Origin of the sequence: Pseudomonas graminis (genome assembly GCF_001705435.1) — a bacterium.
GTDB lineage: Bacteria > Pseudomonadota > Gammaproteobacteria > Pseudomonadales > Pseudomonadaceae > Aquipseudomonas > Aquipseudomonas graminis_B.
Window position 1 is genome coordinate 603,825 of sequence record NZ_MDEN01000069.1, and the last position, 26,460, is coordinate 630,284.

The 26,460-nt window shown below is 59.5% G+C and carries 31 protein-coding genes; 17 read left to right on the top strand and 14 right to left on the bottom strand.

Annotated features, from left to right (window positions below):
• Positions 1-2 precede the first annotated feature (2 nt).
• The 3 genes from BBI10_RS24860 to BBI10_RS24870 form a co-directional block, all read right to left on the bottom strand.
• A complete protein-coding gene (locus tag BBI10_RS24860) occupies positions 3-1,835 on the bottom strand; it encodes an ABC transporter ATP-binding protein (RefSeq protein WP_065992668.1) in 1,833 nt (610 codons plus the stop codon).
• Between the two features lie 189 nt (positions 1,836-2,024).
• On the bottom strand, positions 2,025-2,582 hold the full coding sequence (locus tag BBI10_RS24865) for a peptidylprolyl isomerase (protein WP_065992670.1): 558 nt from the start codon (positions 2,580-2,582) through the stop codon (positions 2,025-2,027).
• 359 nt (positions 2,583-2,941) lie between these two features.
• On the bottom strand, positions 2,942-3,868 hold the full coding sequence (locus BBI10_RS24870) for a LysR family transcriptional regulator (protein WP_065992672.1): 927 nt from the start codon (positions 3,866-3,868) through the stop codon (positions 2,942-2,944).
• Between the two features lie 50 nt (positions 3,869-3,918).
• Between BBI10_RS24870 and BBI10_RS24875 the strand changes: the two genes are divergently transcribed.
• From BBI10_RS24875 to BBI10_RS24885, 3 genes are all read left to right on the top strand, one after another.
• Positions 3,919-4,233 (top strand): 3-phosphoglycerate kinase, encoded by a 315-nt coding sequence (locus BBI10_RS24875; RefSeq protein WP_065992674.1) that lies wholly within the window; start codon positions 3,919-3,921, stop codon positions 4,231-4,233.
• Between the two features lie 389 nt (positions 4,234-4,622).
• Positions 4,623-5,489, top strand: a complete 867-nt coding sequence (locus tag BBI10_RS24880) for a carboxylate/amino acid/amine transporter (protein ID WP_065992676.1) — start codon at positions 4,623-4,625, stop codon at positions 5,487-5,489.
• A 152-nt stretch (positions 5,490-5,641) separates the two neighbouring features.
• On the top strand, positions 5,642-5,878 hold the full coding sequence (locus BBI10_RS24885) for a hypothetical protein (RefSeq protein WP_065992678.1): 237 nt from the start codon (positions 5,642-5,644) through the stop codon (positions 5,876-5,878).
• Between the two features lie 72 nt (positions 5,879-5,950).
• On the opposite strand, the gene BBI10_RS24890 is transcribed toward BBI10_RS24885, so the two are convergent.
• Together BBI10_RS24890 and BBI10_RS24895 are read right to left on the bottom strand one after the other, a co-directional pair.
• Positions 5,951-6,295, bottom strand: coding sequence for an antibiotic biosynthesis monooxygenase family protein (locus BBI10_RS24890; RefSeq protein ID WP_065992680.1), 345 nt, complete (start codon positions 6,293-6,295; stop codon positions 5,951-5,953).
• Positions 6,292-7,449 carry a cytochrome P450 gene (locus BBI10_RS24895; RefSeq protein WP_065992682.1) on the bottom strand — a complete coding sequence of 386 codons (1,158 nt, stop codon included), beginning with the start codon at positions 7,447-7,449 and terminating at the stop codon, positions 6,292-6,294. Before BBI10_RS24895 ends, BBI10_RS24890 begins: the two co-directional genes overlap by 4 nt.
• 75 nt (positions 7,450-7,524) lie before the next feature.
• Between BBI10_RS24895 and BBI10_RS24900 the strand changes: the two genes are divergently transcribed.
• A complete protein-coding gene (locus BBI10_RS24900; RefSeq protein WP_065992684.1) occupies positions 7,525-8,238 on the top strand; it encodes an ArsR/SmtB family transcription factor in 714 nt (237 codons plus the stop codon).
• Positions 8,239-8,251: 13 nt separating this feature from the next.
• On the opposite strand, the gene BBI10_RS24905 is transcribed toward BBI10_RS24900, so the two are convergent.
• A complete protein-coding gene (locus BBI10_RS24905; RefSeq protein WP_065992686.1) occupies positions 8,252-9,541 on the bottom strand; it encodes a mechanosensitive ion channel family protein in 1,290 nt (429 codons plus the stop codon).
• A 180-nt stretch (positions 9,542-9,721) separates the two neighbouring features.
• Between BBI10_RS24905 and BBI10_RS24910 the strand changes: the two genes are divergently transcribed.
• Both BBI10_RS24910 and BBI10_RS24915 read left to right on the top strand, forming a co-directional pair.
• Positions 9,722-11,074 carry a DEAD/DEAH box helicase gene (locus BBI10_RS24910; RefSeq protein ID WP_065992688.1) on the top strand — a complete coding sequence of 451 codons (1,353 nt, stop codon included), beginning with the start codon at positions 9,722-9,724 and terminating at the stop codon, positions 11,072-11,074.
• A gap of 125 nt (positions 11,075-11,199) precedes the next feature.
• On the top strand, positions 11,200-11,523 hold the full coding sequence (locus tag BBI10_RS24915) for a hypothetical protein (protein WP_065992690.1): 324 nt from the start codon (positions 11,200-11,202) through the stop codon (positions 11,521-11,523).
• A gap of 17 nt (positions 11,524-11,540) precedes the next feature.
• On the opposite strand, the gene BBI10_RS24920 is transcribed toward BBI10_RS24915, so the two are convergent.
• From BBI10_RS24920 to BBI10_RS24935, 4 genes are all read right to left on the bottom strand, one after another.
• Complete coding sequence (locus tag BBI10_RS24920) at positions 11,541-12,413, bottom strand: DUF6279 family lipoprotein (protein ID WP_065992692.1); 873 nt, start codon at positions 12,411-12,413, stop codon at positions 11,541-11,543.
• Positions 12,414-12,476: 63 nt separating this feature from the next.
• Positions 12,477-13,220: a TorF family putative porin gene (locus BBI10_RS24925; RefSeq protein WP_083233260.1), complete on the bottom strand. Its 744-nt coding sequence runs from the start codon at positions 13,218-13,220 to the stop codon at positions 12,477-12,479.
• 161 nt (positions 13,221-13,381) lie between these two features.
• Complete coding sequence (locus BBI10_RS24930; protein WP_065992694.1) at positions 13,382-13,867, bottom strand: hypothetical protein; 486 nt, start codon at positions 13,865-13,867, stop codon at positions 13,382-13,384.
• Between the two features lie 195 nt (positions 13,868-14,062).
• On the bottom strand, positions 14,063-14,242 hold the full coding sequence (locus tag BBI10_RS24935; protein ID WP_037012170.1) for a hypothetical protein: 180 nt from the start codon (positions 14,240-14,242) through the stop codon (positions 14,063-14,065).
• A 370-nt stretch (positions 14,243-14,612) separates the two neighbouring features.
• Here BBI10_RS24935 and BBI10_RS24940 point away from each other — a divergent pair, with 370 nt between their 5' ends.
• Positions 14,613-15,449, top strand: a complete 837-nt coding sequence (locus BBI10_RS24940; protein ID WP_065992696.1) for a CvfB family protein — start codon at positions 14,613-14,615, stop codon at positions 15,447-15,449.
• Positions 15,450-15,511: 62 nt separating this feature from the next.
• Here the strand turns inward: BBI10_RS24940 and BBI10_RS24945 are convergent, their stop codons facing one another.
• Entirely contained in the window at positions 15,512-15,892 is a 381-nt protein-coding gene (locus BBI10_RS24945) for a hypothetical protein (RefSeq protein ID WP_065992698.1), read from the bottom strand.
• A 385-nt stretch (positions 15,893-16,277) separates the two neighbouring features.
• On the opposite strand from BBI10_RS24945, the gene BBI10_RS24950 reads away from it, so the two are divergent.
• The 3 genes from BBI10_RS24950 (at position 16,278) to def (ending at position 18,336) form a co-directional block, all read left to right on the top strand.
• On the top strand, positions 16,278-16,469 hold the full coding sequence (locus BBI10_RS24950; RefSeq protein ID WP_065992700.1) for a CsbD family protein: 192 nt from the start codon (positions 16,278-16,280) through the stop codon (positions 16,467-16,469).
• Between the two features lie 268 nt (positions 16,470-16,737).
• Entirely contained in the window at positions 16,738-17,736 is a 999-nt protein-coding gene (locus BBI10_RS24955; protein WP_065992702.1) for a YihY/virulence factor BrkB family protein, read from the top strand.
• Positions 17,737-17,796: 60 nt separating this feature from the next.
• Complete coding sequence (gene def / locus BBI10_RS24960; protein WP_065992704.1) at positions 17,797-18,336, top strand: peptide deformylase; 540 nt, start codon at positions 17,797-17,799, stop codon at positions 18,334-18,336.
• Between the two features lie 229 nt (positions 18,337-18,565).
• Here the strand turns inward: def and BBI10_RS24965 are convergent, their stop codons facing one another.
• Complete coding sequence (locus BBI10_RS24965) at positions 18,566-19,396, bottom strand: class I SAM-dependent methyltransferase (RefSeq protein ID WP_065992706.1); 831 nt, start codon at positions 19,394-19,396, stop codon at positions 18,566-18,568.
• A gap of 121 nt (positions 19,397-19,517) precedes the next feature.
• Positions 19,518-19,931 (bottom strand): GNAT family N-acetyltransferase, encoded by a 414-nt coding sequence (locus BBI10_RS24970; protein ID WP_065992708.1) that lies wholly within the window; start codon positions 19,929-19,931, stop codon positions 19,518-19,520.
• Positions 19,932-20,054: 123 nt separating this feature from the next.
• Between BBI10_RS24970 and BBI10_RS24975 the strand changes: the two genes are divergently transcribed.
• The 7 genes from BBI10_RS24975 to BBI10_RS25005 all read left to right on the top strand — a co-directional run bounded on the left by BBI10_RS24975 (position 20,055) and on the right by BBI10_RS25005 (position 25,407).
• Positions 20,055-20,996 (top strand): fatty acid desaturase, encoded by a 942-nt coding sequence (locus BBI10_RS24975; RefSeq protein ID WP_065992710.1) that lies wholly within the window; start codon positions 20,055-20,057, stop codon positions 20,994-20,996.
• A 43-nt stretch (positions 20,997-21,039) separates the two neighbouring features.
• The gene (locus BBI10_RS24980) at positions 21,040-21,819 is read left to right on the top strand and encodes a phosphate/phosphite/phosphonate ABC transporter substrate-binding protein (RefSeq protein WP_065992711.1); all 780 of its coding nucleotides are present in this window, start codon (positions 21,040-21,042) and stop codon (positions 21,817-21,819) included.
• Positions 21,820-21,936: 117 nt separating this feature from the next.
• Positions 21,937-22,446, top strand: coding sequence for a sigma-70 family RNA polymerase sigma factor (locus BBI10_RS24985; RefSeq protein ID WP_065992713.1), 510 nt, complete (start codon positions 21,937-21,939; stop codon positions 22,444-22,446).
• A gap of 73 nt (positions 22,447-22,519) precedes the next feature.
• A complete protein-coding gene (locus tag BBI10_RS24990; protein ID WP_065992715.1) occupies positions 22,520-23,533 on the top strand; it encodes an ABC transporter substrate-binding protein in 1,014 nt (337 codons plus the stop codon).
• Positions 23,534-23,612: 79 nt separating this feature from the next.
• Positions 23,613-24,179, top strand: coding sequence for a GNAT family N-acetyltransferase (locus BBI10_RS24995; protein ID WP_065993211.1), 567 nt, complete (start codon positions 23,613-23,615; stop codon positions 24,177-24,179).
• A 230-nt stretch (positions 24,180-24,409) separates the two neighbouring features.
• On the top strand, positions 24,410-24,910 hold the full coding sequence (locus BBI10_RS25000) for a hypothetical protein (RefSeq protein ID WP_065992718.1): 501 nt from the start codon (positions 24,410-24,412) through the stop codon (positions 24,908-24,910).
• Between the two features lie 59 nt (positions 24,911-24,969).
• A complete protein-coding gene (locus BBI10_RS25005; protein ID WP_065992720.1) occupies positions 24,970-25,407 on the top strand; it encodes a nucleoside deaminase in 438 nt (145 codons plus the stop codon).
• Positions 25,408-25,414: 7 nt separating this feature from the next.
• Here the strand turns inward: BBI10_RS25005 and BBI10_RS25010 are convergent, their stop codons facing one another.
• On the bottom strand, positions 25,415-26,416 hold the full coding sequence (locus tag BBI10_RS25010; protein WP_065992722.1) for a diaminopimelate epimerase: 1,002 nt from the start codon (positions 26,414-26,416) through the stop codon (positions 25,415-25,417).
• Between the last annotated feature and the right edge of the window lie 44 nt (positions 26,417-26,460).

Genomic DNA, 26,460 nt, shown 5'->3' on the forward strand with positions numbered 1-26,460 from the left:
GGTCAATCCATCCCGACAAATCCGCCCGTCTGATGCGCCCACAGCCGCGCATACAAGCCTTTGTGGGCCAGCAGCTCGCCATGGGTCCCGCTTTCCGCAATCACGCCGTTTTCCAGGACGATCAGGCGATCCATCCGCGCGATGGTCGACAGCCGGTGGGCAATCGCAATCACCGTCTTGCCCTGCATCAATGTTTCCAGACTTTCCTGAATCGCCGCTTCCACTTCCGAATCCAGCGCTGACGTCGCTTCGTCCATGATCAAAATCGGCGCGTCCTTGAGCAGCACGCGGGTGATGGCGATACGCTGACGCTGACCACCGGACAGTTTCACGCCGCGCTCGCCCACATGGGCGTCTAGCCCGGTGCGGCCCTCGGAGTCCGTGAGCAGCGGGATGAACTCGTCGGCGCGGGCCTTGCGCATGGCCTCCCACAGTTCGGCGTCGGTCGCATCCGGTTTTCCGTACAGCAAGTTATCGCGGATGGAGCGGTGCAGCAGCGACGTGTCCTGGGTGATCATGCCAATGTGCGAACGCAGGCTTTCCTGAGCGACGTGGGAAATGTCCTGATCGTCGATCAGGATGCGGCCGCCTTGTACGTCATACAGACGAAGCAGCAGATTCACCAAGGTCGATTTACCCGCGCCCGACGGTCCGATCAACCCGATTTTCTCGCCCGGCTTGATATCCAGGTTCAGGCCGTGAATCACGCCCTTGCCCTTGCCGTACTGGAAGTTGAGGTCTTCGAATTTCACCTCACCACGGCTGACCGCCAGCTTCGGTGCAGCGTCCCGGTCGGTGATGCCCACCGGTTGCGCGATGCTCTGCAAACCGTCCTGCACCATGCCGATGTTTTCGAAAATGCCGTTGACCACCCACATGATCCAGCCGGACATATTGACGATCCGAATCGCCAGACCGGTCGCCAGCGCAATCGCGCCCACGGATATCAACGACTGGGTCCACAGCCACAATGCCAGGCCTGTGGTCGTCACAATCAGAATGCCGTTGAGGCTGGTGATCACGGTGTCCATTTCAGTGATCACGCGACCTGCCAGCTGGGTCTTTTCTGTTTGTTCGCTGATGGCCTCGCGGGCGTACTGCTGCTCCGAGTTGGTGTGCGCGAACAGCTTGAGCGTTGCGATGTTGGTGTAGCCATCGACGATGCGGCCCATCAGCTTGGAGCGCGCATCGGAGGAAATGACCGAGCGAGCCTTCACCCGAGGCACGAAGTACCACAGCGCCAGAATGAACGCGAAGATCCAGCTCAGCAGTGGAATCATCAGGCGCCAGTCGGCTTCGGCGAACAGCACCAGCGCGCTGATCGAATAGATCAGCACGTGCCACAACGCGTCCACCGACTGCACCGCCGAATCACGCAGCGCGTTGCCGGTCTGGACGATGCGTTGGGCGATGCGCCCGGCGAAGTCGTTCTGGAAGAAATTCAGGCTCTGCTTGAGCACGTAACTGTGGTTCTGCCAGTTGATCATGCTGGTCATGCCGGGGCTGATGGTCTGATGCACCAGCAGGTCATGCAGGGCAACGAAGATCGGGCGCAGCACCAGCGCGACGATGACCATCCACGTCAGCTCGAACGCATGTTCGCGGAAGAAATTCGGGTTGGGCGTGCCTTGGGCCAGATCAATGATGCGGCTCAGGTAGCTGAACAGCGACACTTCGATCAGCGCGCCGATCAGTCCGACCACCAGCAGCGCGGCAAAGCTGGGCCACACCTGACGCAGGTAATACAGGTAGAACGAGGCTACGGTGTTGGGCGGGGCGGCGGAAGGGGCTTCGCGGAAGATATCGATCAGCTGTTCAAAACGGCGATAGAGCATTGGCAATGACGCCCACGCTTGAGCGGGCTCTCCTTTGGATGGCGATTGGATACAGCGGCTTGAGAGCAGCCCGGAGACAGTCTTGCGATCAGACCACATGGAAACGCGATTGCTCACGCTGAATCAAGGGGCCTTGTCCTTAAAATGCAAAAGCCGGGCAGGCGCCCGGCTTTTACGCTTGCGACAGGCTTAGTTCACGCGCTTGGCCGTCTTGATCAGGATCGGGTCAAGGGGCACGTTCTGCATGCCGCCCTTGTTGCCGGCTTGCGCATTGACGATCTGGTCAACGACGTCCATGCCCTTGACGACTTTGCCGAACACCGCGTAGCCATAGTCACGGGCGCCGTGGTCGAGCATCGCGTTGTCCTTCACGTTGATGAAGAACTGGCTGGTGGCCGAATTCACGTCCGAGGTCCGCGCCATGGCGACGGTGCCGCGCACGTTGTGCAGGCCGTTATCGGCTTCGTTCTTGATCGGGTCGTTGGTCGGCTTCTGTTGCATCTGCGCCGTGAACCCGCCGCCCTGAGCCATGAAGCCCGGGATCACACGGTGGAAAATGGTGTTGTTGTAGAAGCTGCTGTCGACGTACTTGAGGAAGTTCTGGGTGCTGACGGGCGCCTTGTCCTGGTTCAGCTCGATTTCCACATCGCCGAAGCTGGTGGTCAGCACAACATGAGGCGCCGGAGCGGCCATCAAATTGCCGGCGAACAACACGGCAGCGGCGGAGAGGGCGATTTTCTTCAGCATGGGCAGAGTCCTGAAATTGATGTCGACTGCGAAAAAACAGGACGTAAGGGAAGCACGTTTGCCGGGATTTGGACAGTGGGCGTGTGGCGCGCCCTGTTTTAGTGGGACCGGCTTTAGCCGGGAAGGGGCCGGTTTAATCACCCCCAATCCTGCGGTGTAATCTCTGACGCTTTCCCGGCTAAAGCCGGTCCCACAGGGTAATGCGGTGCATTCGTAGGACCGGCTTCAGCCGGGAAGAGGCCAGTGTGAACACCCTCAAATTTGCGGTGTGACCCCCGATGCATTCCCCATGGACTGAGGGGACTGATTTATTTACAGCGCTTCACCGTAAATTAATCTGTCCCCGGATAGAGCCCTATTCAAAGCATCTGCTGCGGCCCCGGGAAGGGCGCGTCCAGCGGCGCGGTATCAAAACTCTGAATCAGCTCAATCAGGATCTGCGTCGCAGGCCCGAGCGGTTTGTCCTTGCTGGAATACAGATAAAACGTCGGATGCCGACTGCCGCCTTTATCCAGCGGCAGAATCTTCAGCACCCCTTCCTGAATCTCCCGCTCAATGATATGCCGTGGCAGCCAGGCAAAGCCCAACCCGCTGCTGACGAACGCAGCCGCAGTGGCCAGGCTTCCGACCGTCCAGCGCTGTTCGGCGCCGAGCCAGCCGACGTCCCGCGGTTGATTGCGCCCGGAGTCACGAATCACTACCTGCAGCTGGCTTTCGAGGTCCTGGAAATTCAGCTCACGTTGCAACTGATGCAACGGGTGCCCGGGATGGGCGACGGCGACGAACTCCACCTTGCTCATCTCATTGCCCAGATACCCCGGAATACTGAACCCGCTGATGGCGAGATCGGCGACACCTTCCAGCAACACTTCCTCCACTCCCGACAGCACTTCCTCACGCAGCCGCACCCGACATCCGCGGCTCTGCGGCATGAAGGCTGTCAGCGCCCGCACCAGTCGGGCGTTCGGGTAGGCGGCGTCTACCACCACACGCACCTCGGCCTCCCAGCCCTGTTCCATGTGGTGGGCCAGGTCTTCCAGCTGGCTGGCGTTCTTCACCAACTGCCGCGAGCGCCGCAGCAATACCTCACCGGCCTCGGTCAGCACGGCTTTGCGGCCGTCGATGCGCAACAGCGGAACGCCGAGCTGGTCCTGCATTCTGGCGACGGTGTAGCTCACCGACGACTGCGAGCGGTGCAGCGCTTCGGCGGCCTGAGCAAAGCCGCCATGGTCGACAACGGCTTGCAGCGTGCGCCATTGATCAAGGGTCACGCGGGGCGCTTTCATCTCTCGCTCCTGTTGTCCTAAGCTGGCGGTCCCTGAATGGAGACTGCCCCATGAAAAGAATCTGTTGTGTGCTGCTGGCGATGCTGCCGCTGAGCGCGTTCGCCTACCCGATCGACGTCGAGAAAGACATCAAGGGCGTGCAGGTCGACTACAACAGTCATGACGTCGCCTACGACATCGGCAATATCACCCTGAATAACTTTGGCGACGTCCCCGCCAAGTGCAGCGTGGTCTTCCGCAACGGGCCGGAAGCCCCACGCACGCGCCGGGTCCAGGTCGCGCCGAAGAGCAGCACCGAAGTGACCGCCAAGTTCACCCGCGACATCGTCAAGCTGCGCATCTCCCTGAGCTGCGAGCCTCTGTAACCCACGTCTCAGCGTCGACCGAGCGTACTTCGGCTTCGGCGATAAAACAAATTCTTAGATGGGTTCGGGTCGATAGTCGGCTTCTTTGATCGAGACGCCGGCCGCTGACAGGGCAGGGTGATGAGCGCTCACGTGCTGGAGTGACATCCAACGCGCCTCTTAATCGCCCGTTAATCCCGCCGCCCGATGATGCTCGCGTTCATCGACACTCCATTGGCACTCGTTCGCTCCTGAGTGCATTGCCCGATCGACCCGCAGGACTGCGCCGGGTTGATCGGGTTTTTTCTTTTAGGGTTAGGCATCGCCGCAAACGGTGGCCCAGCCGACCTGTTCAATAGACACGCCGTGGCCAACCCGCTAAGGTCGCCGCCTTCAAAAAAGGGGCAACCATGGGCTATCTACTTTTCGTGACGCTGATTCAGGCGTTTTCCTTCAGCCTGATCGGCGTTTATCTGGCCGGGCACGTCGACAGCTACTTCGCTGTTATGCTGCGGGTTGTCCTGGCCGGATTAGTGTTCATCCCGCTGACGCGCTGGCGTCGAGTCGAGCCGTCATTCATGCGCGGCATGCTGTTGATCGGCGCGCTTCAGTTCGGCGTCACCTACGTCTGCCTATACCTGAGCTTTCGCGTGCTGACGGTTCCCGAAGTGCTGCTGTTTACCATCCTGACGCCGCTCCACGTCACGCTGATCGAGGACGCCCTCAATCGGCGCTTCAATCCGTGGGGCCTGCTGGCGGCGTTGGTCGCGGTGCTCGGCGCGGTGATCATCCGTTACGACCGGGTCGATCCGAATTTCCTCGGCGGCTTCCTGTTGCTGCAGGTAGCAAACTTCACTTACGCGGCGGGCCAGGTGCTCTACAAACACCTGGTCGCCCGCCACCCCAGCGATCTGCCGCACTACCGCCGCTTCGGTTATTTCTACCTCGGCGCCCTGGCTGTGGCGTTGCCGGCGTTTCTGCTGTTCAGCAATCCGCAGCATCTGCCGGATGCGCCTCAACAGTGGGTGGTGCTGCTGTTCCTCGGCCTGTGTTCCACCGCGCTCGGCATGTACTGGTGGAACAAAGGTGCGTGCCTGGTCAACGGCGCCACACTGGCGGTGATGAATAACCTGCATGTGCCGGTGGGGCTGCTGATCAATCTATTGATCTGGGGGCAGAATGAGGACTTGGGCAAGCTGTTTTTAGGCGGGCTGGTGATTGTTTCATCGGTGTGGATCAGTCGCCGCGGTGTTGTTCAACGCCGGGCTGTTCTCTGAAACAGCCGGGTTAGACGCCCGCGTTACCGACATCAGCGAGGGTGATGTTAGATATCTTCATGGGTGGTTTTTCATGTTGGGATCAACCGAATAGATTGGCCCCAACGAAACGACTTAAACCACTTACCATCAACTACGCGGAGATCTACATCATGAAAAAGTCCATCGCCTTCAGTTTCGCCTTGTCCATCCTGGCTACGGGTTCTGCATTCGCCAGCCCACAGCACATTAACCAACGCGCTATCGTCAACGCTTCCAGCGCTACCGTTCTGGACAGCAAAGTCGCCAGCAAAGAGGCGGTCAAGCCTTTCGCCACTAAGACTTCCGGCACCGTGACCGTTGCTGAAAACCGCAAAGAGTTCGGTTCCAGCTACCAGCGTGATCGTTAATTCTTTGGGTGTTTGAATACCCGAAACATAAAAGCCCGGCATATGCCGGGCTTTTTGCTCTTTCATTTTCTTTTATTCATGAACGCGTCTGCTATCGGCGGGCGCTTGAGCACGATTCTCCAGACTGTAATCTCGCATCACGTCAGCAATGCGCAGGTGGTAATCATAGAATACTTGCCTACGCCCCGTAAGTTGCGCGGCACGATGCAACTCAAGGCCGCGCCACCGTTCAATGGCTTCCTCATCACGCCAAAATGACAGCGACAGAACTTTTCCTGGCTCACTCAGGCTCTGATAACGCTGCACTGAAATGAACCCATCCAAACCTTCCAGCAATGGCTTCAGTTCAGCCGCAAGATCAAGATACCGCTGGTATTGCTCCTCATTTGGCCACGCTTCAAAAATAACGGCGATCATTGTTGAGTATCCCGGCTGCGATGGAAATGAGGAATTCGAGCATTAAGCGAGGGCAAGTAGCGCCATTGATGAGCGCGGACAGCGGTGGTGGGCTGTCTACGCAATAGCTCTGAAACCGCTTCAGAGGCAATACGCAAAGCGAGTTGCTGACCTGGGCATTCATGTCTGCCTGAGCCAAAGCTGAATATTCGACGGTGTGACCGTGTGAGCAAAAAGTTGTCAGGATCCGGGTTTGCGCAAGGATCCCTGTTCGCCGAAGCCAGCAACAAAAGAACCGTATCCCCGGCCTTCAGGACGCTGCCTTCGATTACACACTGCTCGGCGACGAACCGCCGGGTGTTTTGTATGGGGGAGTCGTGGCGCGCCGCCTCGGCTACCCACTCTGCAACACGCGGCGGTTGTTGAGGGGGGGCAAACAGGTCGGGGTTACGATGAATCGCTATGAGGGTGTTGCCGATCAAGCCTGCGGTGGCTTCGCAGGTCTGTGACAACAGGCCGATCAGATTAGCGATCAATGCGTCTCTGTCTCTCCAGCCCGTCACGTCACATTCCCTCAACACGTGGCTCATGAAGCGACTTCTTTCATCCTCGCAAAGCAGCAACTCTGCGAACAGTTGACTCAACCGAGTCGCTCCGGCATCGGCCTCATCCAGCTTGGTCTTGTCGCTTAAGGGGGAAAGGCAGCCCACAAAATTCTGGGTCAGGGTCACAACTTCACGTAACTGGGTGAAAGGTATGCCCATCAAGGTTGCCATGACGGATACGGGCAACGTCCACATCAACTCATTGAGGGCGTCGACCGGGGCATTGAGGGACTCGAACACCTGCGACACAATTTCTGCGATGTTTTCGTCATGCACAGAAGCCAAAGTGGGCGCGATGGCCATTCTTGGACACTGGTGTTCAGCTCCCTCGTTCATGCGCATGAGACGACCGAAAACACGACCCGCGGCGCCCTGTGCAATTGCGAGAGGAACCGGCTCATCAAGAGGACGGACTCGACAGTCCGAATGTTCCAGAATGGCCTCTACGGCACTGGCATCACTGGCGATCCACAGGCGTAGATCTGCATCGAACAACAGCCCCTTTCGTTGCCTTAAACCTGCGTAATAAATATAAGGGTCGGTATGGCTGGCTGCTTCAAACGGCGTCATTTCTGAAAGTCCTGTTCACAAAGAACGGCTAATATCTGGCACTGCGCACGTTAACGATTCGTTCAGGAACGAAATATGGACTCCCCAGGCAATGACACCGCCATTTCAAGGATCGCCGGCGCAATCGCCGAACCAGCAAGGACGAAGATGCTCTGTTCGTTGATGGATGGGCATGCACGTACCAGCACAGAAATGGCTGTCATCGGCGACGTAAGTGCCTCTACTGCAAGCGCGCATTTGGCAAGGCTCAAAGAGGACGGGCTGCTGAAGCTGCACACGCAGGGCAGGCATCGATATTACAGTCTGGCGGACGCAGACGTGGCCAGAGCGATAGAGGCCCTCATGGTGATCAGTCATAAGCCGTACACCAGGTTTGTCCCGAATACCCCGGGTCGACTGCAAATCGCACGCACCTGTTATGACCACATGGCGGGCTCATTGGCCGTAAAACTGCACGATCGTTTCCTCGAGTCAGGCTGGCTGACCATGTCAGCTGCTGACGACGGTAATTATCAACTTACTGTCAGCGGCGAAAAAGCGATGGTCGACTTAGGGCTTGACGTGGAGAGCATCAGGGCACAACGACGTCGCTTCGCCTGCTCATGCCTGGATTGGAGCATGCGCCGCCCGCATCTCGCTGGAGCACTGGGTGCTGCCTTTCTGCACATTGTGACCAGCCGCAAATGGGTTATCCAGGACCTTGACAGCAGGACGCTCGCGTTGACACCCAAGGGAGCGAAAGAGTTTTCCGTTCGATTCGGGGTCAGCACTGAAAACAATGCGCCATAGCTGCACTTGTGCGTCAAATGCTGCCCGGTTGCTGCACACTCTCATTCGACGACATCTTCGCCAACCCCATCCGCAAATCCGCGCCACTCGGCTGCTGATAAACCCCCAGCCCAAACTCCGGCAGCACCGCCAGCAGATAATCGAAAATATCCCCCTGAATCCGCTCGTAGTCGCCCCAACTGGTGGTGCGGGTGAAGCAGTAGATTTCCAGCGGCACACCCTGCGCCGTGGTTTCCATCTGGCGGACCATGCAGGTCATGTCCGGGTGGATGTCGGCGTGGCTTTTCAAATACGCCAGCGCGTAGGCGCGAAACGTGCCGATGTTGGTGATGCGGCGGCGATTGGCTGACATTTCGGCGACGTTGCCTTGCGCCTCGTTCCACGCCCTGAGCTCGGATTTCTTGCGGCCCATGTAATCCGTCAGCAAGCGAACCTGTGTCAGCTTCTGTTCTTCTTCATCGGAGACGAACCGCACGCCGCTGGCGTCGATGAACAGGCTGCGCTTGATCCTGCGCCCGCCGGACTGCTGCATGCCGCGCCAGTTCTTGAACGACTCGGACATCAGGCGCCAGGTGGGGATCGAGACAATGGTCTTGTCGAAATTCTGCACTTTGACAGTGTGCAGGGTGATGTCCACCACGTCGCCGTCGGCGCCGACCTGTGGCATTTCGATCCAGTCGCCGACGCGCAGCATGTCGTTGCTGGTCAGCTGCACGCTGGCAACGAAGGACAGCAGGGTGTCTTTATAGACCAGCAGAATCACCGCCGACATCGCGCCAAGTCCGGAAAGCAGCAACAACGGCGATCGGTCGATCAACGTGGCGACGATGATGATCCCGGCGAACACGTACAGGATCATTTTCGTCAGCTGCACGTAGCCCTTGATTGAGCGGGTGCGGGCGTGTTCGGTGCGCGCGTAGATGTCCAGCAACGCGTTGAGCAGCGCGCCGACGGTGAGCATGAGGAAGAGGATGGTGAACGCCAGCGCGATATTGCCGAGCACATGATTGGCGGGATTGCTGAGGTTCGGGACCAGGTTGAGCCCGAATTGAATGACCACCGAGGGCGTGACCTGGGCCAGTCGATGGAAGACTTTGTTATGCAGGAAGTCATTGAGCCAGAACAGCGATGGCTGGCGACTCAGGGCTTTCATGGCGTAGAGGATCACCCACCGCGCCAGCCGCCCGAGGGCGAAAGCAGCGACGAGCAGTAACAGCAATCCGGTGATCGTGCGCAGCATTGGCTGGTTTTCCAGCAGCGTCCAGATTTCCTGGGCGCGTAGCCAAAGCGAGTGGGTGTCCATGGGCGCTGGATCTCCTGATCAGAAATGGGGGGCGCGATTAGAGCATTGATAGGGAAGCGAGGGCAGGGTAGGCCAAATCCGGTAACAAAATAGGCCCTTTGAGCTAAAGAGACTCGGCGAATCCGGCTTAAACCGGTACCCTATGCGACTGTTTTTTTGTATTACGCCGAGGTAACACCCGTGTTCTCCCAATTCGCCCTGCACGAACGCCTGCTAAAAGCCGTGGCCGAACTCAATTTCGTCGAGCCTACGCCTGTGCAAACAGCGGCCATTCCGCTGGCGCTGGAAGGACACGATCTACGGGTGACGGCGCAGACCGGCAGCGGCAAGACTGCCGCGTTCGTATTACCGATGCTCAATCGCCTGATGGGCCCGGCCAAGGTTCGCGTCGACATCCGCGCCGTGATCCTGCTGCCGACCCGCGAGCTGGCCCAGCAGACGCTCAAGGAAGTGGAGCGTTTCTCCCAGTTCACGTTCATCAAGGCCGGCCTGATCACCGGCGGCGAAGACTTCAAGGTCCAGGCCGCGATGCTGCGCAAGGTCCCGGACATCCTGATCGGCACGCCGGGCCGCCTGCTGGAGCAACTCAACGCCGGCAACCTCGACCTCAAGCAGGTTGAGTTGCTGGTTCTCGACGAAGCCGACCGCATGCTCGACATGGGCTTTGCCGAAGACGTCGAGCGTCTGGCCGGCGAGTGTGCCAATCGTGAGCAGACCATGCTGTTCTCGGCCACCACCGGTGGTTCGGGCCTGCGCGAGATGATCGGCAAAGTCCTGAAAGACCCGCAGCATCTGCAGGTCAACAGTGTCAGCGAACTGGCTCCGGGCACTCGTCAGCAGATCATCACCGCCGACCACAACGTACACAAAGAGCAGGTCCTCAACTGGCTGCTGGCCAATGAGACCTACCAGAAAGCCATCATCTTCACCAACACGCGCGCCATGGCCGACCGCATTTACGGTCGTCTCGTGGCGCTCGAGTACAAGGCGTTCGTGCTGCACGGCGACAAAGACCAGAAGGATCGCAAGCTGGCGATCGATCGTCTGAAGCAGGGCGGCGTGAAGATCCTGGTGGCGACCGATGTCGCGGCCCGTGGGCTGGACGTCGACGGCCTGGACATGGTCATCAACTTCGACATGCCGCGCACCGGCGACGACTACGTTCACCGCATTGGCCGCACTGGCCGTGCCGGCGGCGAAGGGCTGGCGATCTCGCTGATCACCCACGGTGACTGGAACCTGATGTCCAGCATCGAGCGCTACCTGAAGCAGAAGTTCGAGCGCCGCACGATCAAGGAAGTCAAAGGCACCTACACCGGGCCGAAGAAGGTCAAGGCATCGGGCAAGGCTGTCGGCGTCAAGAAGAAAAAAACCGATGGCAAAGGTGACAAGAAGGGCGACAAAAAGAAAGCCGTCGCCAAGGGCCCGACCAGACGCAAGTCGGTAAATCGTCCGAAGGCCGAGCCTTTGGTCAGCCAGGACGGGATGGCGCCGCTGAAAAAGCGCGTCACGCGTCCACCAGTCGCTGAATAACCCCCTTCTGCCTCCCGGCCAGCCCGCTGAACGGCTGGCCCTTTGCTGGGTCACAACCACTGAGCACCAAGCCCGATGACCGGACGTCACGGGTATTGCCCTGTTGGCCCACTGGAGGTTGAAACATGTCTAAACGATACGACTGGGACCTGATCGAGCGTCTGCTGCACCACGTACAAAACAGCGTCGCAATCGAGGATGCATCAGAAACGCATGCCGCAGAATTGAGAGCGCTGTTGCTCGAACGTGGATTCATTGCCGCCCACACCAGCGGTGCAGGCGGGAATGGCGAAGGCGCCAGCCTTACCCCACGAGGCGCAAGCCTGCTGGCGATGATCGACAGCAGCATTCCGGGCAATGACCATCCGCGTCAGGTCTTGAACGATCAGGCCGATGCGCTGGATGAGGCGACCTTTGATGAGGTGGCCTCCAAGGCGCAAATCGCCTGATGCTGAAAGCGTCCTGATTAGGACGCTTTTTTCATGCTCTTGTAGCAACTTAAATCCGTGAAGTCCTTGCGCACGTCGGCGATCTTCGCCAGCAACTTCTGCCGTTGATCACCCGTACTTTGCGCCATCAGGTCCGCAATCAGAAAAATCGCTGCCTGCTCGGTATGGTCATAGGCTGCTCGGTATTCGGGCGTCCAGAAGGTCTGGCGGTCCTGCAGGAGGCTGGCAATCTTCTGATCGAAATCGGCGGCATTGCGCTGTTTCACGGCCGCCAGCAGCAGCGACTGCCAGTGCGCGCGGTTGTCGATCCACAGCCGGTTCTGCTCGCCCAGCGAGGTCGACCATTGCATCACCCGCGCCTGCTGCGCGGCATTCAGTTTGCCCATCCACGGCGTCAGACGTTTCTCCATGCGTTGAGCGCGTTCACTGATCTGCTTGTCCAGCGGCTGGTCGACGAACTCATCCTCATGCTTGCGCAGGTCCTTGGCGAACGCCGCCTGCATTTCGCCCACTTGCTGATCGTCCAGCTGACGCAGCAGTTCGACCGCCGAGGGCGTGATTTCTTTGGAGAGGGTAGCGATGGCTTGCCGTGCTTCAGATGTGCGTGCTTTGAGCTGCTCTTGATTGACCTGATTGTTTTCGACCATCCCTTGCAGACGGTCCAGCCAGTCGAGGTAACCGGGAATCTGGGTGGTGCAGTGCCAGCTCAAGTGCTCTTTCAAGCGCTCATCGAGCCAGTCCTTCTGCGACGCATTCATGTCCAGGTAGTCGTTGAGCGACCAAGGGATGATGAAGTCCAGATGTCGATACGTCAGACCAATCTGACTGCACCCCGCCAGCAGCGTCAGGCTCAGCCACAGCGAAATAAAGGTCTTCAACACAATGCCCATGACAGCTCCTTGCCGGTTCGTCTCCCCGTTATAGAGCCAGTCAGGTCACAGCGGTTCAACCCATCAGAAAAACGAGCGGACGACCTTCAGCGTGACGGTGCTTTCGCACTGCGTGTTGTGCCCGCTGTAGGCGCTGCAATCGGCGCCGGTCAGGCTCGAACCGCTGTACATCAGGTTCATGTCCATGCCCAGCACCGGGCGCGATACGTTGAAGGACCAGTCGCTGTAGGCATTGACCACACCGCCGCCGTCGATGATCGTGGGTGAGTCGAGCTGGTGGTTGCCGTACTGCATGCGCAGGTCCAAGCCCAGCGGAATCATGTCGCCGAGGTCTAGGAACAGGGTGCTGTCCTGGCGACCGGCGTCAGTGCTGAAGGCGGTGCCGATACGGCTGTCGAAAATGCGGAAGCCGGCGTACAGCTCGTGGCTGTCGAGCTGATCGGTGTTCGGGTAGCTGTAGCGAATCACGCCAAGCTCATAACCGAGGGTTTTGTCGAAGGGCTTCTTGAACCCCATGTAGGAGTCGACTTCCAGCGAGGTATCGGGCGCGAGCCCGGTGCTGGGTGACCATTGCCCGAAGTAGAAGCCGCTTTCGTGGGTCAGGTCGAGTCCGCCATGGAATTTGGAATCGGCACCGCTCGGCGTCACCAGGCCCTGGGCCATGGTGCGGCTGGGGGTGGTGCCGAGCTTGAGGCTGAAGTCGCCCAGTTCCCGCTCGATGACCTGAGCGCTGGCGGCGTGATGCATGAAGGCGGCGCAGGCAAACACCGCACCGGTCCAACGGTTGAAACAGCGAGCATAAGGCATGCTTCACTCCTTTCAGGTTTCGGAGGAGTGGGTCGAAGGTATCTATGCTGACGGCGAATGGCCCGACAAGAACCGCGATCTAGAGCGTCGCAAGGATACCGCCGATTGGCGATATCTCGCGACCATTGGTCGATTCGATGCAGATGGTCTGAACGTTGCGATCAGTTCGCGGTGGAAATCAGCTGGTTGACGACGATCAACGCCTGGGGGAAAGAAGGATAACCGCTTGTGGCGACATCCAGTTTTTCGTACCTGGCGCGATAGGCGCGGGCCTTGTCCTGATCCTCCGTTCCGGCCCGTTGCGCCTGCAGGGCGATGGCCAGCGGGTAGTTGCGGTCGGCGGAGTCATCGAGCTTGGCATCAACCTGTTTCGGGCTGGCGTTCTGACGCAAGAGCAGGATCGCTTGATAAAACTCCGCCTCGCCGGACGTGTCTTCGCGCGCCGCCCGTTCCAGCAGGGCGCTGGCGAGCTCGTCGTTTTCAGCGCGGCGCTCGTTGATCAGCAGCTTGGCCTGGAGCATGTCGTTCTGGTACAGCAGATAGTCGGCGCGGCATGGGCTGCCCGCCACCGAGGTGTCACATCCGTGGGTCGCACAACCGGTCAGCCCGAGGCTTAGCAGGGCGCCGATGATCATCCGTTTGTTCATATCGGTTTCCGCAGAGACTTCAGCAGTTCAGGGCATCGTCCGTTCTGTTGCCATATCATGCGCGGCGCCATTGACAGGCAGCTCGGTGCGTCATGTGACAAGAGAGTAAAGCAGAGCTTTGTGCAGCGAGGAGCGATGGACCTGGCGCCTTGTGATCAAAGCGCCTGGATGTCGACCGCGGAGGCGGGAGAAAATTTACTTTTTGCCGAGGGAGATCTGCTTGGATGGGCCGAAGGTCTGGCCGCTGACACCTTTGGCGATCTGCTGGATCTCGCCACCGGATTTCAAGAAAGCTGCAATTTGCGCGTTGATCGAATCGCTGGTCTCAACGGCAGGAGCTGGCTTGGCTTTCGAGTTGGATGCTTTTACACGCATGGCTGCAATTGACCTATATAAATTTAATACGGCCGGCCATCCTATCGGAATTGGCCGGAAATTGCTTGGGTATTATCCGATGAGGGGAGGGCTGTTGCTCGCGCGGTGGTGCAGACATATTCTTCGACATTAGCCGCTAACTGACTGTTTTAATTGCGATGTTCAATCGGGCGTTCCGTGGTGTTCGACCAGCCTTCATGGCTGCTGCCAGATTCAACGACCTGACGAATGGCTTGAGCCCGGCACCGTCTGCGCGGTGACGTTCATCAACCCCTTGATTTTCAAAGCAGGCAGCCGACGCCAGAGGCCGATCCGTAACGCCCGCCGGAATTCGGGTAGAATGCCGCCCACGTAACGAGGGTATCTGCACATGGCTTTAGTCGGGCGCTACAACAGTTTGCAAGTGGTGAAACACACCAACTTCGGTTTATTTCTGGACGGGGCACAAGATGGCGAAATTCTGCTGCCCAATCGATATATCCCCAAAGATATTCCCAGCGAAGATGAAGACTGGCTCAACGTCTTTATTTATCTGGACAGCGATGACAAGTTAATCGCGACCACGGAAAAACCCAAGGTTCAGGTGGGTGAATTTGCCAGCCTCAAAGTGGTTGAAGTCAACAGCATCGGCATCTTTCTGGATTGGGGGCTGCCCAAAGATCTGCTGCTGCCGTACTCGGAAGAAAAGCAGCCGCTGAAGGCCGGCGATTACTGCGTGGTGCATGTCTACCTCGACAAGCACACGCGCCGCATCACCGCGACCACGCGTCTGGATCGGTATCTGGACAAGGTGCCCGCCAACTATGCAGTCGGGCAGGAAGTGGACTTGCTGGTGGCGGAAGAAACCGCGATGGGTTTCAAGGCGATCATCAACAATAAGCACTGGGGCTTGATTCACAAGAACGAGGTGTTCAAGTTCCTGCGTTCGGGCAAACAGGAAAAAGGCTTCATCAAGGAAGTGCGCAGCGACGGCAACATCAGCCTGAGCCTGCAGCCAGTGGGCGAACAGCTTGCCAGCAGCCTCAACGCGCAGATCCTCGGCAAGTTGCGTGACAACAACGGCGTATTGCCTGTCAGCGACAAGAGCGATCCGCAGGTCATCAGCAACCTGTTCGGCGTCAGCAAGGGCAACTTCAAGAAAGCGATCGGCGCACTGTACAAGCAGGGCCAGATCGTCATTCACGCCGACCGTATCGAATTGGTCTGACGTGATACTCGAGTGCAGCGCCGGGTGATCGGCGCTGCACTCGTCAGATCAACGCGGGTTGATCATTTCTGCACGAAGCTGGCGAAGCTCAGGTTCGCGCCATTCGGGCGCATGTCCTTCAAGTACGAATCCTTGTCAGCCGAGAGCTCCAGGCTCACGGTGGACTTGCGCTTGCCTTCATTGCGAACCACCACCGCGTCTTTTTGATCGCGCAGGAACTTGGTCGTCACCTTCAGGTGAATCAACTCATCCGTGCTAGGCGTGTGCAGAAGCAGATGCAGCCACTCGTACTGACCCACTGCCAGACGGCTCATGGGCAAATCAAACCACCAGATATTGCGCTTGGGGTCGAGCACGGCGAAGTGCGTGTTATTGGTGCCGAGCACGGCGCCGCCGAGCTGTTCATTACGGCGCGCAATGGCCTGCTGCTTATCGAGTTTCATAACATTCCTGGATCACGGTCTCGTCAACCTGGCCCGACGCCCTGAGCGCCGCCGGTTCGGTCGCGCATTCTCCGGGGTTCTCGGGGAAACATAAAGGCAAAATTGGCCGGCGCGATTCGCGGTCTTCGACAGGGACGCGGAGCGCCCCGGGCTGCATTCCCACGCGGAGCGTGGGAACGATCAAATGTCAGCGCCTGAACGGGCCTCTTCCCGGCTAAAGCCGGTCCTACAAAAGCGCCGCGTAACTGCGTAGGACCGGCTTTAGCCGGGAAGCTGTGGATATGCTTAACGCGGCGTCGCGAATTAATTGAACCTCTGATTCACCGATCCGGTCAGTTCTAGTGTCGAGTTAATGACATCCTATTTCCACCCTGGAGTGAACCCTATGAGCAGCACCGGCGATAAAGTCAAAGGCATGGCTAACGAAGCAGTAGGCAACGTCAAGCAGGGCGTCGGCAAAGTGACCGACAACGACAAACTGCGTGCCGAAGGCAAAGCGCAAGAAATCAAGGGCGAAGCCCAACAGACTGTTGGCGAAGCCAAAGACGCTGTGAAAAAAGGCGTCGACAAGGTCTAAATCCCTTGCGCCCTGAGCCCAATGGCTCCAGGCGACCTGATTTGCGACACCGTAACGGCCATCCTCTGATGGCCGTTATCATTTGCGTCACCGACCGCCTGAAACACATCAAATGTAGCCAACACCCCGGGCACCCTGTAAAAAGCCAGCCCGTTCGGGTAACTGACGGAATTTCAACGCCATTGCCCGCTCGTATGCATACCGCTTGTAGATACGCTTGAATCAATAATCGTGCTTCGGCTACATCTGTGTCGCGAAAGGAGACGCCATGATATTCCCGGACTTGCGCCAGCTCAGCATCAAGACAGTGTTGGTCAGAACGGTCAAAGAGTTTCTCGATGACGAGATGTCGACCTACGCCTCGGCACTGGCCTACCAGATGCTGTTTTCGCTGTTCCCGTTCCTGCTCTTCCTCATTGCCCTGATCGGCTTCCTGCACCTGCCGGACTTTTTCAGCTGGCTGCGACTGCAATCGGAACTGGTCCTGCCGCCCCAGGCCCTTGACCAGGTCAACCCGGTCATTGACCAGCTGCAACAGTCCAAGGGCGGTTTGCTGTCGATCGGTATCGTCATCGCGCTATGGACCGCCTCGGCTGGCGTGCGGCTGATGATGAGCGCCATGAACGCCGCGTATGACGTGGTCGAAGCGCGCCCGGCCTGGAAGCGCATCCCGCTGTCGGTGTTCTACACCATCGGCATCGCTGGCATGTTGCTCACGGTTGCCGCGCTGATGGTCACCGGCCCGGTGGTCATGAACTGGCTCGCCGCGCAGATTGGCATGGAAGATTTCATCGTCACGCTGTGGACGGTTCTGCGCTGGCCGCTGATCATCATCCTGCTGATGGTCGCGGTGGCGATCATGTATTACGTCATGCCCGATGTTAAGCAGAGCTTCCGCTTCATTACCCCGGGCTCGGTGCTCGCGGTCGTGGTGTGGATCGTCGCATCGCTGGGCTTCGCCTACTACGTCAAAACCTTCGCCGACTACAACGCGATGTACGGCAGCATCGGTGCGATCATCGTGTTGCTGCTGTATTTCTACATTTCGGCGGCGGTGTTATTGCTGGGCGCTGAGATGAACGCGGTGATCGAGCACATGTCCGCTGAAGGCAAGGAGAAGGGTGAGAAGGAAGAAGGCGAGCGCGATGGCACGGCCGACTTTAATACGGTGCACCTCAAGCAGCACGTCTCGGGTCTCGGCCGCGATCACACCCATGACCATGACTACACGCCAACGCCGCCGGTGCTGAAGACCGACAAGTTCTGATGACGCTCAAGGCAGACGGCGCCCGCTGATGGCGCCTCTGCCCGTTGCAGAGGGCCCGCAATGATTCGCGAAATTCTGAAAATGGGCGACGAGCGCTTGCTGCGCATCGCGCCACCTGTCCCCGAGTCGATGTTCGGCTCCCGTGAGCTGAAGACACTCATCGAGGACATGTTCGAAACCATGGAAAGCGTCGGCGGTGTCGGCCTGGCCGCGCCGCAGATCGGCATTGACCTGCAGCTGGTGATCTTCGGTTTCGAGAGCAGCGATCGTTATCCGGATGCCGAGGCGGTCCCCCAGACCATCCTCCTCAATCCGCTGATCACCCCGCTGGAGCAAACCCTGGAAGAGGGTTGGGAAGGCTGCCTGTCGGTGCCGGGCCTTCGTGGCGTGGTCGATCGCTACGAGCACATCCGCTACGAGGGTTTCGACCCGGACGGCAAGCTCATTCAGCGTGAAGCCCGCGGTTTTCATGCGCGGGTCGTCCAGCACGAGTGTGATCACCTGATAGGCCGTCTGTATCCGTCACGCATTACCGACTTCAGCCGCTTTGGATTCATCGAAGTGCTGTTCCCGGGGATGGACCCGAACGCGGACGAATGATGACTTCGGGATTCAACAAGATCCTGGGGCAGATGAGTACCTGTGTGTGAGTGAGCTCGCTCACGAAGAGGCCGGTACATCCGCTAAACATCCGGCGGCTGAGCGAGCGCTTTCGTGAGCAAGCTCACTCCCACAGGTTTTGCAGCGGCATCGTAAACAACCTCGCTTCCACAGGTTGTTCAGCGTTATCAGGGCGAGCACATTCGGCTGAGATTCTCGGCAGCTCATATTATTTCGCTGGCTTGATGAACCGCATGGTCATGCGGTCGGACTCGCCGATCGCCAGAAACCTCGCCTTGTCCTGCTCACCTTTGACCAACGCCGGCGGCAGCGTCCAGACGCCGTCGGGGTAGTCTTTGGTGTCCTTGGGGTTGGCATTGATTTCGCTCTGGCCAGCCAGCGTGAAGCCCGCGTTCTGCGCCAGTTCGATTACGTAATCCGTCGGCAGGTATCCGTTTTGTGCGTTGTCCCTGGCCGTGGTGCCGGGTTTGGCCCGGTGGTCGACCACGCCCAGCGTCCCGCCCGGTTTCAATACCTCGTAAAACGCTTTGAACGTCGCCGCTTCGTTGCCGGCGTCGACCCAGTTGTGCACGTTGCGGAAGGTCAGCACCGTGTCGGCTGAGCCGGGCTTACCGAAGACCGGCACCCGGGGCGGGTAGGCCACGACCTCGACCTTGCCGTAGTGCGCTGGGTCGGCCGCGTATTTCTGCTTCAGGCTGTCGGCGGATTTTTTCGCGTCATCGCGGGTGGCGGGGTCGACGATGGCTGCCACGTAATGGCCTTTATCTCTGAGCAGCGGCGCCAGCAGTTCGCTGTACCAGCCGTTGCCCGGCGTGATTTCGATAATCGTCTGATCAGGGCGCAGGTCAAAAAATGTCAGGGTTTGCTCGGGGTGACGGTATTGATCGCGGGCCGTATTTTGCGGCACGCGCCAGTCGCCGCTGAGGACGGTCGCGAACTGCTCGTGGCTGACGGTGGATTCAGGTGCAGCGGTTGCCGCCGCTGCCAGGCCCGTCGCCGAAAGTGCCGCGAGAGAGAAAACCATAAGCGCCGGGTTCATGTGCATCCTGCTTGATCGAGAAATGACCGGCGAGGCTAGCACGCGAGGCCGGGCCTCGGATGGCACGTTTGGTTTGATCCACCGCAGGAAAGGTTCTAAGCCTGCCAGCAGCATCCGCCGATCAATCGGCACATCGAACAAGCGAGATCAACGATTTGGTCTGTCGATAACGCGCCAGCCGTGCGGCCAGTTCCTGAGGCAGATCCGCAACCCCCGTGAAGCCGAGTCGCTGATAGAACCCGCCGAGTTCAGGCTCACAGAACAACCAGACATTGCCTTCAACCGACGTCAGCGCGGCCGCGATCAAGCTCGCCGCGACACCTCTCCCGCGCTCGGCTGGCGCGATAAACAGCCCGGTCAACCAGTGCCCGCCAGCGACCGGCGTCAGGCACAGGGCGCCGATAATGCCCGGCTGGCGCGCCACCCACACCTGCGCCTCGCCCCTGGCGCGCATGGACGATCGATGGGCGCGGTAGAACTTCTCCAGCAACGGGCGCTGCACGTCGGGAAGGGTTGAAAACTGGATGTCGGGCATGTGCGGCAGGCGTCGGCTTGAGGGTGGATTCAGCGCATCGTTCTACCGTCATAACCAATCGATCTACAAGTTTTTCCTGCGTCGTTGCACAACCGGTTATCAGCCCGAATGCAGGAACCGGCAATGCCCCACTACCTGGACGACGCGCAGCGCGAAGAGATCAAGCGCCTGCGCGCAAGCTTTACAGGCCGCACGGAATGGCCGACCTGGTTACTGCTGATCGGCGTATTCGCAGGCTGGCCGACGTTGCTGGTTGCCAGCCCGCAGCTGGGCGTTTGGCCGACCACGCTGTTGATGGTCCCGATGCTGGTGCTGTGGATGTCGGTGCAACATGAGGTGCTGCACGGCCACCCGACGCGTTCGTTGCGACTGAACAAGGTGCTCGGTTACGCGCCATTCGCGGTCTGGTACCCGTACACGCTGTATCGCGACACCCATATGCAGCACCACTGCGATGAAGACCTCACCGTTCCCGGTCGCGACCCGGAAAGCCGCTACCTAAGCCAGTTGGAATGGAAGCAGACCGGCATGCTGATGCGTGCGCTGCGCTGGCTCGACAAGACACCGCTCGGGCGTCTGGTGTTTGGCGTGCCGTTGGCGCTGAGCAGTCTGATCGTCGGCGAAACCCGTCGATTGCTGCGTGGCGAGCGTCAGGCCTGGGCGATGTGGTCGACCCATGGTGGATTGCTGGTGCTGATGTTTTTATTCATCGAGCATTACGCCGCGATCTCGGCCCTGCATTACGTGATTTTTTGCAGCGTGCCGGCGCTGGCGGTGTCGATGATTCGCTCCTATTACGAGCACCGTCCTGGCGAGCAACCCCAGGAGCGCACTGTCATCAATGAGGCGTCGTGGCCATGGGCCTGGCTGTTCCTGAATCTGAATCTGCACCTCGTCCATCACGACTTGCCTGGCTTGTCGTGGTATCACATGCCCGTCGTGTATCGGGCGCGGCGCGAGGAGTGGCTGGCACGCAGCGGCGGTTTTCTGGTGGCCGGTTACGCGGAACTCTTTCGTCGCCACAGCTTCAATCCTATCGACAGCCCGCAACATCCCCATGTTTGAAACCCTATGTCTGAAACCCCAGGTCTGATGAGGAACACCGAACATGCCCCAAGGCTTCGCTGAGCTGTTGATGTATGTCGCGCCGCCGCGCATTCGGCAGGCGCAGGAACAGTGGCTGAGCCGTGTGCTGGACATCCTCGGCGTGCAGCGTCTCGATGCTCAAGACCTGGAGCTGAAAGCGCTTTGGCTGTCGCCGCAGTTGCTGCTGACGCAAACCTGCGGTTATCCGCTGATGACTGAATTGCAGGGCAAGGTACAGGTGGTCGGGCGGCCTGTTTATCAGCTGCCCCACAGCGCCAATGGCAACCACTGCAGCCTGTTGATCGCCCGCGAGGACGATCCGCGTCAGGCACTCGTCGAATTCAGGGGCAGTCATGGCTTGCTCAATTCGCGGGATTCCAATTCCGGCATGAACCTGTTCCGCCACGCCCTGGCGCCGCTTCAACAAAACGGGGCGTTCTTTGCTGATGTGACGCTCACCGGCGGCCACCGCAGCAGCCTCGCTGCGATCAAAGCGGGTGACGGCGATCTGGCCGCCATCGACAGCGTGACCTTCGATTATCTGGCGCGCGACGGTAGCGAGGAGGTCGCCGGCGTGAAAGTGATTGCTCGAACGGCGGAGGGGCCGTGCCTGCCGTACATCACGCGCCTCGGCGCCGAGGCTGATGTCATCCGCGAGGTAATGAATCAGGCGCTGACTGAACTCCCCGATGTCGCCCACGTGTTGGCGATCAGCGAGGTGATGTCTGCGAGCGTGGAGGATTATCAGGTGTTGCTGGATTACCGGCAGCAGGCGGTATCACAAGGCCTGGCTTCGCTCTAGTTATTCCCCGATGGTCTATAAAGAACACTTTTAAGTATTTTTACTGCATAACCGCGCTTGCTAGCATGCCCACTCGGAAAGTCCCGATGATAAAAATTTCAGGGCAGGGGATGTCTTATGGCTGGCGCCGATATGATGCATCGCCAATACCTCGGCGAACTTTTTGTGCAGCACCACTCGTGGCTATGCCTACGCCTGCGTCGGCTTCTCGACTCCGAGCAGAGCGCTGAAGACGTTGCGTCCGAAACCTTCCTGCAACTGCTGGCCTCGCCCAACGTTGTGCCGATTCGCGACCCACGCGCGCTGCTGACTACCATTGCCCAGCGACGGGTGTATGAGCGCTGGCGGCGGCGTGATCAGGAGCGCGATTATCTGGCGGGATTGGCCCTGGAAGATGCTGTTCCTTGTGCATCTGCAGAAAGCCACGCCGCTACGCTGCAAATCCTTGACCGTCTGGATCGCCGCCTTGACCGCCTGCCTGCGAAGATCAAATCAACCTTTGTGCTCTCGCGTCGCGGCGGTCTGACCTACCCTGAAATTGCCGCGCACCTCGGCATTTCCCGGCGCTCGGTGAGCGACTACATGGATCAGGCTGAAACCTGTTGCCGCCGCGCTTGTCTGGAATAGAGCGTGTGCTGTGCCCGGCCGACTGTGCCAAACCGTTTGAGCTTCTCCCATCCCCGAGCGACGAGAGACATCCATGACACCAATCAAAAAATTGCTGGGCGGCTCGCTGCTGGCATTGGCTGCCCTGACGGGCTCGGCGTACGGCGCAGAAAAAACCGCGCCGATTCATTTCGGTGACATTACGTGGGAGAGCGGCAGCCTGATCACCGAAATCCTGCGCACCATCGTGGAAAAAGGCTACGGCTATCCCACTGACACCCTGCCGGGCAGTACGGTCAGTCTCGAAGCGGCACTGGCGAAGAACGACATTCAGGTGATCGGCGAAGAGTGGGCGGGCCGCAGCCCTGCGTGGGTCAAGGCGGAAGCCGAAGGCAAGGTTCACGGCCTGGGCAATATCGTCAAAGGCGCAACCGAAGGTTGGTGGGTGCCGGAGTTCGTCATCAAGGGCGACCCGGAGCGCGGGATCAAGCCGCTGGCGCCTGACCTGAAATCGGTGTCGGACCTGCCCAAATACAAAGACGTGTTCAAGGACCCGGAATCCCCGGACAAGGGCCGCTTCCTCAACAGCCCGACCGGCTGGACCTCGGAGATCGTCAACACCCAGAAGCTCAAGGCCTACAAGCTCAACGACAGCTACGTGAACTTCCGTACCGGTTCGGGGGCGGCGCTGGATGCTGAAGTTGCATCGTCGATTCGCCGCGGCAAGCCGGTGTTGTTCTACTACTGGTCGCCGACGCCGCTGCTGGGTCGCTTCAAGCTGATCAAACTGGAAGAGCCGCCATTCAACGAAGCCGCCTGGAAAACCCTCGCCGACGCCAGCAATCCCAACCCGATCGGCTCCAGCTCCCTCGCTGCGCACCTGGCCATTGGCGTGTCGGAACCGTTCCGTCAGCAGTACCCGGATCTGGTGAGCTTCTTCGAGAAGGTGGACCTGCCCATCGACCAGTTGAACAAGACCCTGGGCGAGATGAGCGAGAAGCGCCAGGAGCCCAGCGTTGTGGCGAAAAGCTTCCTGAAGGATCACCCGGAAGTCTGGTCTTCCTGGGTACCGGCTGAGGTTGCCAGCAAGGTGAAAGCCAGCCTGTAAGCGCTTTCCCTTCAAGCTGTGGGCAAGCGGGCTGCCGCTTGTCCCACAGGCAACCCTGTTCATGCACGAGTCACGCTTCATGAACCCTTTATGCCTTCCCCTTCATACCGAACGCCTGATCCTGCGCGAACTCACCCCTGACGACACCCCGGCGCTGGCGCAGATTCTGGGCGATGCCGAGGTAATGCGTCATTCGGTGGCGGGCGTGTTGTCGGAAAAGGCGACAGGGGAGTTCATCGACTGGTGCCGGATTTCCTACCGTGAGCGCGGCTTCGGTCCGTGGGCGGTGGTGGAAAAATCCACCTCAACCCTGGCCGGCTTCTGCGGTCTCAATGCCGAGCGGGTCGATGGGAAGGACGAGATCGAGATCGGCTATCGGCTCGCCACCGGGTTCTGGGGGAAAGGCCTTGGCACTGAAGCGGCGCGCAGCGCTCTGGCTTATGGTTTTAAAGAGCTCCAGGTGCCGTCGCTGATCGCCATCGTTCAACCGGCCAATTTCGCGTCGGTGAAAGTGATTCAGAAGCTCGGGTTCGGCGGGTTCGTTCACAGCCAGTATCATCGACAGGGCGTGAGAATTTACCGCATGACCGCGCAGCAATGGGCGCAGGGTCGTTCAGCAGAATCACAAGATACGCAATTCCCGTAGGGCCGGCTTCAGCCGGGAAGGCGTCAGGCATTTCAATGCAGAACTCACGGCGTACGCGCTGGCCTCTTCCCGGCTAAAGCCGGTCCCACAAGGTATGCATCGTTCGGCCAGAGATCGCTCACCGATGGATATCTCGCCCCTCAACTGTTAGCGTCCAGCAGACAATCAAAGCGTTGATCACCGATAAAAAGTCGCCGGGAGAGGACATGGGATATTGCAGATCGACAGCAATGACGATGATGAAGGCGTCACTCGGGCTGACTTTAGTGGGGGTGATGGCCCTGCAGAGCGTGGCATTGGCCAGCGAAACCGCCCCCGCTCCCGCACCCGTGGCCGGGGACGCCGCGCTGACCTTCGTGCAGGAGCGGCATCTGGGCGAAAGCCTGGGCTGGCTGGGTTATCAGGTCGCGTCCCACACGGTGACCTTCGCCACGATCGTCGAGACGGTCGGCCGCACCAAGGCCCAGGAAATCGTGCAGGACGAACTGCAAAGCCTGCAGCCGCAGTATCAGCAGGAATGGGACCGAAACCTCGCGGCCGCCTACGCCGCATCCTTCAGCCCTGAAGAGCTGAAGGCACTGGACGCCGCAGACCCGGCGCCGGAGGTCGCCAACACATTCCGCAACAAGCAGCGCGATGTCGGCGCTGACATGAAGGACCGCTCCAGCGAGCTGCTCAAGGTTTACGTGTCCACCGCGCTGGACAACGCATTGAAAAAAGCCAAGCCTTGAGCGCGCGTTTTTATGAAGCGTTTTTTCGATCATCCCCGTCACGAAGGAAAGGAGAGACCATGGACCCGTTCATGCAAGCGGCCATTGATGAAGCGCAGAAGGGCCTGGACGAAGGCGGTATTCCCATCGGCTCGGTCATCGTCCACGACGGCAAGATCATCGGTCGTGGCCACAATCGTCGCGTCCAGGAAGGCAGCGCCATCAAGCACGGCGAGATGGACGCCTTCGAAAACGCCGGCCGCCAGCCCGCTCGCGTTTATCGCGAAGCCACGCTTTACACGACCCTGTCCCCCTGCGCGATGTGCAGTGGCGCGATCCTGCTGTACGGCATCCGCAAAATCATCGTCGGCGAACACGAGACGTTCATGGGTGAGGAGGAATTGCTCAAGTCCCGTGGCGTGGACGTGAATGTGCTGCACGACAAGACGTGCGTCGGACTGATGAAGCAGTTCATCGCGGACAAGCCCGAGCTGTGGAATGAGGACATTGGGGAGTAGGTCAGCGTCAGGCCTTGACTCGCGCCGTCCCGAATAACTGCACCTGCTGCAACTGCTCGTCGCGCTCGATCAGGCGCAACGGTGCGGTGCCGCCGGGCATCACCACGTCCACCAGACCCGCTTGGACCCAGCCGCAGAACCACGCTGCCGACGCGACCGCGCTGGCGCTGGTGCCCGATGACGCCGTCGGGCCTTCGCCCCGTTCAAACACCCGCGCTGTGATGCGGTTTGGCCCCGAACGCGCGGCCCATTGCAGATTGACTCCGCCAGGGCAGGGGTCGCCGCTCCCTGATTCGCCGGCGACGAAGGCGATGCGGGTCAGGGCGGCGTTCAACTCGGTTTGGTGAAGGTTTGCGAAGCCGGGCAGATCATCCACATCCGCCATCAACGTGACGCAATGGGGGTTGCCCACCCTGACGAACACGCTGGTCTGCCATGCGGGGTGCAACGCCGCTATACGCTCGACCCGGTTAATCTCCCGCTCATTGAGCATCGCCTTACCGACACCGGCTCCTGTCGCGCCCACCGCCTGTGGGCCGAAAGTGGGGGCGCCGATGTCCAGCCAGAACCCGTTCACGCCGTCGACGGTTGCAGAAACCGCCTGGGTTGCTACGGGGCTTGGCATGTCAGCATTGTCGTGATGAACGCGCAGGCTGAACGGCGCGCTGTCGGTGCCAAGGGCTGAGTCTTTGAGTGATTGAGCGAAGATGGTCAGGCCGTTGCCGCTGCGTTCAGCGAGGGTGCCGTCGGTGTTGACGATCAATAGGTCGAACGGCGCGGTGTCCTGAAACGGGCCGACCAGAAGACCGTCCGAGCGGTGAGATTTGCTCCCCGGTGGACGCTGGCCAGCGGGCCAGTCACAGATCGCCGCGACGGCTTGAGCGGTCCAGGTGTGGCGGCCAGTGGCGGCTTCTGTCGGTGACTGGGGCAGAGGGACGCCGAGGGTGCGCAGGGCATCGGGAGCAATCACCGCGTAGATATTGCCGCGAGCGTCGTAGAAGCGAGCCATGGTCAGTCCGGATCAGGGAGTCAGCGCGCATTAAATCACGCCGA

Coding starts and splice junctions, on each gene's coding strand:
- BBI10_RS24860 (WP_065992668.1), bottom strand. CDS start 1,835: ATGCTCTATCGCCGTTTTGAACAGCTGATCGATATCTTCCGCGAAGCC.
- BBI10_RS24865 (WP_065992670.1), bottom strand. CDS start 2,582: ATGCTGAAGAAAATCGCCCTCTCCGCCGCTGCCGTGTTGTTCGCCGGC.
- BBI10_RS24870 (WP_065992672.1), bottom strand. CDS start 3,868: ATGAAAGCGCCCCGCGTGACCCTTGATCAATGGCGCACGCTGCAAGCC.
- BBI10_RS24875 (WP_065992674.1), top strand. CDS start 3,919: ATGAAAAGAATCTGTTGTGTGCTGCTGGCGATGCTGCCGCTGAGCGCG.
- BBI10_RS24880 (WP_065992676.1), top strand. CDS start 4,623: ATGGGCTATCTACTTTTCGTGACGCTGATTCAGGCGTTTTCCTTCAGC.
- BBI10_RS24885 (WP_065992678.1), top strand. CDS start 5,642: ATGAAAAAGTCCATCGCCTTCAGTTTCGCCTTGTCCATCCTGGCTACG.
- BBI10_RS24890 (WP_065992680.1), bottom strand. CDS start 6,295: ATGATCGCCGTTATTTTTGAAGCGTGGCCAAATGAGGAGCAATACCAG.
- BBI10_RS24895 (WP_065992682.1), bottom strand. CDS start 7,449: ATGACGCCGTTTGAAGCAGCCAGCCATACCGACCCTTATATTTATTAC.
- BBI10_RS24900 (WP_065992684.1), top strand. CDS start 7,525: ATGGACTCCCCAGGCAATGACACCGCCATTTCAAGGATCGCCGGCGCA.
- BBI10_RS24905 (WP_065992686.1), bottom strand. CDS start 9,541: ATGGACACCCACTCGCTTTGGCTACGCGCCCAGGAAATCTGGACGCTG.
- BBI10_RS24915 (WP_065992690.1), top strand. CDS start 11,200: ATGTCTAAACGATACGACTGGGACCTGATCGAGCGTCTGCTGCACCAC.
- BBI10_RS24920 (WP_065992692.1), bottom strand. CDS start 12,413: ATGGGCATTGTGTTGAAGACCTTTATTTCGCTGTGGCTGAGCCTGACG.
- BBI10_RS24925 (WP_083233260.1), bottom strand. CDS start 13,220: ATGCCTTATGCTCGCTGTTTCAACCGTTGGACCGGTGCGGTGTTTGCC.
- BBI10_RS24930 (WP_065992694.1), bottom strand. CDS start 13,867: ATGAACAAACGGATGATCATCGGCGCCCTGCTAAGCCTCGGGCTGACC.
- BBI10_RS24935 (WP_037012170.1), bottom strand. CDS start 14,242: ATGCGTGTAAAAGCATCCAACTCGAAAGCCAAGCCAGCTCCTGCCGTT.
- BBI10_RS24940 (WP_065992696.1), top strand. CDS start 14,613: ATGGCTTTAGTCGGGCGCTACAACAGTTTGCAAGTGGTGAAACACACC.
- BBI10_RS24945 (WP_065992698.1), bottom strand. CDS start 15,892: ATGAAACTCGATAAGCAGCAGGCCATTGCGCGCCGTAATGAACAGCTC.
- BBI10_RS24950 (WP_065992700.1), top strand. CDS start 16,278: ATGAGCAGCACCGGCGATAAAGTCAAAGGCATGGCTAACGAAGCAGTA.
- BBI10_RS24955 (WP_065992702.1), top strand. CDS start 16,738: ATGATATTCCCGGACTTGCGCCAGCTCAGCATCAAGACAGTGTTGGTC.
- def (WP_065992704.1), top strand. CDS start 17,797: ATGATTCGCGAAATTCTGAAAATGGGCGACGAGCGCTTGCTGCGCATC.
- BBI10_RS24965 (WP_065992706.1), bottom strand. CDS start 19,396: ATGAACCCGGCGCTTATGGTTTTCTCTCTCGCGGCACTTTCGGCGACG.
- BBI10_RS24970 (WP_065992708.1), bottom strand. CDS start 19,931: ATGCCCGACATCCAGTTTTCAACCCTTCCCGACGTGCAGCGCCCGTTG.
- BBI10_RS24975 (WP_065992710.1), top strand. CDS start 20,055: ATGCCCCACTACCTGGACGACGCGCAGCGCGAAGAGATCAAGCGCCTG.
- BBI10_RS24980 (WP_065992711.1), top strand. CDS start 21,040: ATGCCCCAAGGCTTCGCTGAGCTGTTGATGTATGTCGCGCCGCCGCGC.
- BBI10_RS24985 (WP_065992713.1), top strand. CDS start 21,937: ATGGCTGGCGCCGATATGATGCATCGCCAATACCTCGGCGAACTTTTT.
- BBI10_RS24990 (WP_065992715.1), top strand. CDS start 22,520: ATGACACCAATCAAAAAATTGCTGGGCGGCTCGCTGCTGGCATTGGCT.
- BBI10_RS24995 (WP_065993211.1), top strand. CDS start 23,613: ATGAACCCTTTATGCCTTCCCCTTCATACCGAACGCCTGATCCTGCGC.
- BBI10_RS25000 (WP_065992718.1), top strand. CDS start 24,410: ATGACGATGATGAAGGCGTCACTCGGGCTGACTTTAGTGGGGGTGATG.
- BBI10_RS25005 (WP_065992720.1), top strand. CDS start 24,970: ATGGACCCGTTCATGCAAGCGGCCATTGATGAAGCGCAGAAGGGCCTG.
- BBI10_RS25010 (WP_065992722.1), bottom strand. CDS start 26,416: ATGGCTCGCTTCTACGACGCTCGCGGCAATATCTACGCGGTGATTGCT.